A 3,999-nucleotide genomic window follows, 5' to 3' on the forward strand; every position below is an offset into this window, starting at 1 on the left:
TGGCTGTTCTCGGCACGGTGTTCACGCGTGCGGCCGCTTTGACGAAAACGTGCTTCACATGAGCAAGCATCCGTGTTCACGGCAAGGGTCGGCGGGAACGCGCGTTGCCCCTATGGAAAACGACCGCTAATGCATTGCGTGCCTGGATGGCGGTACGGGGAACTGCTGCAGTACCTGAATTGTTCGTCAATGCTCGCGGTGAAGCAATGAGTCGCTGGGGTTTCGCGTATATCCTTAGATGCCACGCTGAGACAGCTCGTCATACATGTCCCTCGCTATCGAAGAAGCAGGTATCACCACACGTCTTGAGGCACTATGTGCGCAATGATAGTACTACGAAGCACTCAGGATATCCGGAAAGTGTCCCTATGGCTCGGCCATAGCGATCTGGCGACCACTGAAATCTATACTCGCGCTGATCCAACCGAGAAGCTCGAAGCCCTCAACGCGATCGTCCCCCTGCATCTGCGCAGGGGATCGTTTCGGCCGTCCGATAAGGTAATCGCCATGCTCAGGGCCAAGCCTTAATGGAGAGTTAAACCGGCACGGAGTCCACTCCGCGCTCGCCCCGAGATATCTTCTCCCCATAGGGAAACACTTCCCATAAGATGCGAAGGTTTTTTGTAAACGCCGAGTCACGAAGCGCGTGCATACTTGCCGAGTTGATTGGCAATGGACAACGTGGACGCGGTCCTGACGACGGCGCGGAAGACGCGCTTAACTTGGGTGGATTGGGTCCTGACGCCGGCACAGCGTTTTATAAAAACCCGTTGTTTCATGAATGTCAAGCGTTTTAGCGGCGACAGGGATGACATGCCGGCAAGTTGGAATAGTTTCAGTCAACTACCGGTCCCGATCTTAGAAGGTGTTATGCACGTTTGTAAGGACCGAAAAGTGGACGAGCATAAGGGCGGAGGACACGACGAATGCAAACCAGCCAAGGTTTCGGGCAATCGCTCGTAGTCTCTGGCCAGTCGGCGGAAGCGGTTGAGCCAGCCGAAGCTGCGCTCCACCACCCAACGACGCGGCAACAGTACGAAGCCCTTTTTCGCCTCCGGCAGCTTGATGACCTGAAGTTCAATCCCCTCGTCAAGCGCCGCCTGTGCGGGCTCTTCGCCGGTATATCCCTGATCCGCGAACGCCACCTTGACCGTCTGGCCCGTGGCCTGCTGCACCTGACGCGCCAGTTCTCCAACCTGCGCGCTCTCCTGCTCGTTGGCCGGCGTCACATGCACCGCGAGCAGTTGTCCCAACGTGTCCACCGCCATATGTACCTTGCTGCCTTTCTTGCGTTTGTATCCGTCGTAGCCTGCGCGTGCGCCGCTTTCGCACGTCGACTGCAGCGTACGGCCATCGAGGATGACCGCGCTGGGTTGACCACAGCGGTCCTGGGCGACCCGCAGGATCGAACGCAAATCGCTCACCATAGCCTCGAAGCAGTCCGCCTGAATCCAGCGTTGCGTCTGCTGGTAGACCAGTTCCCACGGCGGAAAATCATTGGGCAACAAACGCCACGGGGCCCCCGCACGTACGATCCAGCGCAGTGCGTTGAACATCTCGCGCAGTTCGTAGCGGCGCTGCGGCGCGTCCTTGTTCATCAAGGTCAGGTACGGAGCCGCGAAGTACCATTCTTCATCCGACACATCCGTTGGGTAGGGCCTGCGTTTTTTCATTCCGCCAGGATACCAGGTCCGACATAAAGTGCCTAACGCTCTCTAACCGAAACCAAGAGAGGAATCTTCCGTGGCATCAAAGAAGATATTAATTCTGCTCATAGCTGCTTGGCTGGGCGTTTATAACAGCCCCGTCAGCGCGCAGACGCTTAACACCCAGTTCCTGGGTTGGATCGGCAAAAACCAGCACGGCTACTACGTGGACGGATCGGACTGGCATTATTGTTTCGGCGGCCCTGGAGGAAGCTGTGGAACCGTGGCGTTAACGACAGGCCATTCGTCATGCCACACCACCGGCTTTAACATCGGTGCGCAGTGGCAAATCCCGATAAAAATCGACGGCATGGAGATCAATGCCCGGATCAATAATTCATGGACTGCATGCAATATTCGTAGCGAAACGGTCACTTGTCGCCCTAACCCGGGCTGGAAGGGCCGCGCAGTCATCAACTTCAGCGAACGATGGGGGAAAGTCCACGTGACCGGAGGGGATAGCTACTCCACCTTGCAGCCCTGCGCAGCGGGATGGCGTTCCGATTGGCAGGGGGATATGTTTTGGCTTTGCACATACGTCGGTGGCGCATATGATCGTGAAGGATATTTGCCAGAGTGGCGTGGCAGTAGCTGCAACTATCAGCGCATTTAGTTACTCAGATCGCGATTCGCCTTCGTTCATTGGCTTGAGACAGCGGGGAGTGTCTTTGGCATCGCCACGATACCGCCAAGAGCGAGGCGTGCACTGTGTCAGACCGCTGACGTTCCTTATCTACGGAGAAAGCTTGTGTCCTTCAATATAAATTTATCTTCACGGCGTCGAGTCCATCTAGCCATCGTTGGATGCTGGCCGATGGTGGTGGCAGGGTACCTCTTATTTCTCGCCGCGCCCACGGTAGATTCGGAGCAAGCGAAGCGCGCATACACGCCCACAGACTTGAGGTCTTCCGAAGCCACAGCGACAAGCAGCAAAGAGGGAGTTGTGTGGCCCGATGGTATTAATGCCGGCGAGAGTTTGGCCACCGATGACAAGCCCTCCGGAACGGCATCCAATGATACACCTGTACAAATTGACGCGAGCCTTCGTGCGACCTTTCAGAAGATCGTGAATCACGGCAACATGTCTCAGAATGAGCTGGATGAGTTTCGGGCTCGGCTGCAGATTGCTTTGGAAAATGACCCTGAGGTCGCAAAGCTTGTGACTCAGTTCTATCACGACATGCCTGCCGAACAGGGCATGGAGCGAGACATTCTTCGATCCATCCTAGTTGATTCTGCAATTGGCAGAGAGATAGTCTTGCAAGAAGCAAATGCCATTTGGAAGGGCAGAAACGAATCCAAATATGCCGAGATGTATGAGACTTACTTCAACATGCCAAGTCAAACGCCTCAAGAGGTCTTCAGTAAGGTGTTGAGCGATTTGAGGAACGATGCCACGACCGATGAGAGGACCGCTGTCGCGCGACTGAATCTCATCGGCACTCTTGAGGAACTAAGCATTCCCGATGTCGCGAACTTAAGAAGTGAGGCCGTGCAGACATTGAACCAGATAGCGGACGGCCACGATAGTGAGTTGATACGTGCACTCGCTGTAGAAAAACTCTTTCGGCTGAATTCCCCGGGGGAAGCTGCGAATATCGCTATCGGCCAGTTTTCCAAAGGTGCCTATCCGGACTTGGTTCGTGAAACTCTGAATTCCGTCAGCAGCGGTGATGTCGAGCTTACGCCGAACTTGCGCACAGCTTTGACCATGGCTGTTAAACGTCCGAATGCGTCAGGGGTGGAGAAAGACCTGTTCGGCAAGATCCTGCGCAGTGGCGGCTGACACCTAGTCCGCTGAACCGGATGAATTGCACCGGATTCGCCGAGATGGATCGGAGTACTTCCATTTCAATGGGAGCGCTTGCTTGTTGTATTGACGGATGTACCGCATGAGCTTTTTGTCGAGATCCTTGGTGCTGGATGCGGGCAAACCAGTTCTCCACCTGATTCAGCCATGACGAATACGTGGGCGTGTAATGTATCGAGACTCTCGGATGGTCAGCCAGAAATGTTCGAACAGCATCGGTTTTGTGGCTGCTCACGTTGTCACAGATTACGTGAATCTCTTTTCCGCGCAGCTGGGCCGATACCACCTCGGTGAGGAACGCAACGAACTGGGCGCTGGTATGGCGCGGCGCGGTTTTGCCCAGCACCTCACCAGTGGCGACATTCAATGCGGCGAACAGGCTCAGGGTTCCATTGCGTTTGTATTCGAAGCCATGGCTCTCGGCGCGCCCGGGCGAGAGCGGCAGCATCCGGTCCTTGCGATCCAGGGCTCTGATGTGATGGA

General features: G+C 55.6%; 4 protein-coding genes and 1 pseudogene. 3 read left to right on the top strand and 2 right to left on the bottom strand.

What is annotated here, in order from left to right; translation table 11 throughout:
- Positions 1-104: 104 nt before the first annotated feature.
- Positions 105-383, top strand: coding sequence for a site-specific integrase (locus BN2475_RS36645; RefSeq protein ID WP_218023740.1), 279 nt, complete (start codon positions 105-107; stop codon positions 381-383).
- A 456-nt stretch (positions 384-839) separates the two neighbouring features.
- Here BN2475_RS36645 and BN2475_RS29655 read toward each other — a convergent pair whose 3' ends face one another.
- Entirely contained in the window at positions 840-1,673 is an 834-nt protein-coding gene (locus BN2475_RS29655) for an IS5 family transposase (RefSeq protein WP_245841679.1), read from the bottom strand.
- 70 nt (positions 1,674-1,743) lie between these two features.
- Between BN2475_RS29655 and BN2475_RS33990 the strand changes: the two genes are divergently transcribed.
- Positions 1,744-2,319 (top strand): hypothetical protein, encoded by a 576-nt coding sequence (locus BN2475_RS33990; RefSeq protein ID WP_143325974.1) that lies wholly within the window; start codon positions 1,744-1,746, stop codon positions 2,317-2,319.
- 201 nt (positions 2,320-2,520) lie between these two features.
- A complete protein-coding gene (locus BN2475_RS29660; protein WP_094782967.1) occupies positions 2,521-3,492 on the top strand; it encodes a hypothetical protein in 972 nt (323 codons plus the stop codon).
- A gap of 3 nt (positions 3,493-3,495) precedes the next feature.
- On the opposite strand, the pseudogene BN2475_RS29665 reads toward BN2475_RS29660, so the two are convergent.
- A pseudogene (locus BN2475_RS29665) lies at positions 3,496-3,999 on the bottom strand (IS630 family transposase); the annotation flags it as partial.

It is taken from the genome of Paraburkholderia ribeironis (assembly GCF_900019265.1).
GTDB classification, from domain to species: Bacteria; Pseudomonadota; Gammaproteobacteria; order Burkholderiales; family Burkholderiaceae; genus Paraburkholderia; species Paraburkholderia ribeironis.

Coding starts and splice junctions, on each gene's coding strand:
- BN2475_RS29660 (WP_094782967.1), top strand. CDS start 2,521: ATGGTGGTGGCAGGGTACCTCTTATTTCTCGCCGCGCCCACGGTAGAT.
- BN2475_RS29655 (WP_245841679.1), bottom strand. CDS start 1,673: ATGAAAAAACGCAGGCCCTACCCAACGGATGTGTCGGATGAAGAATGG.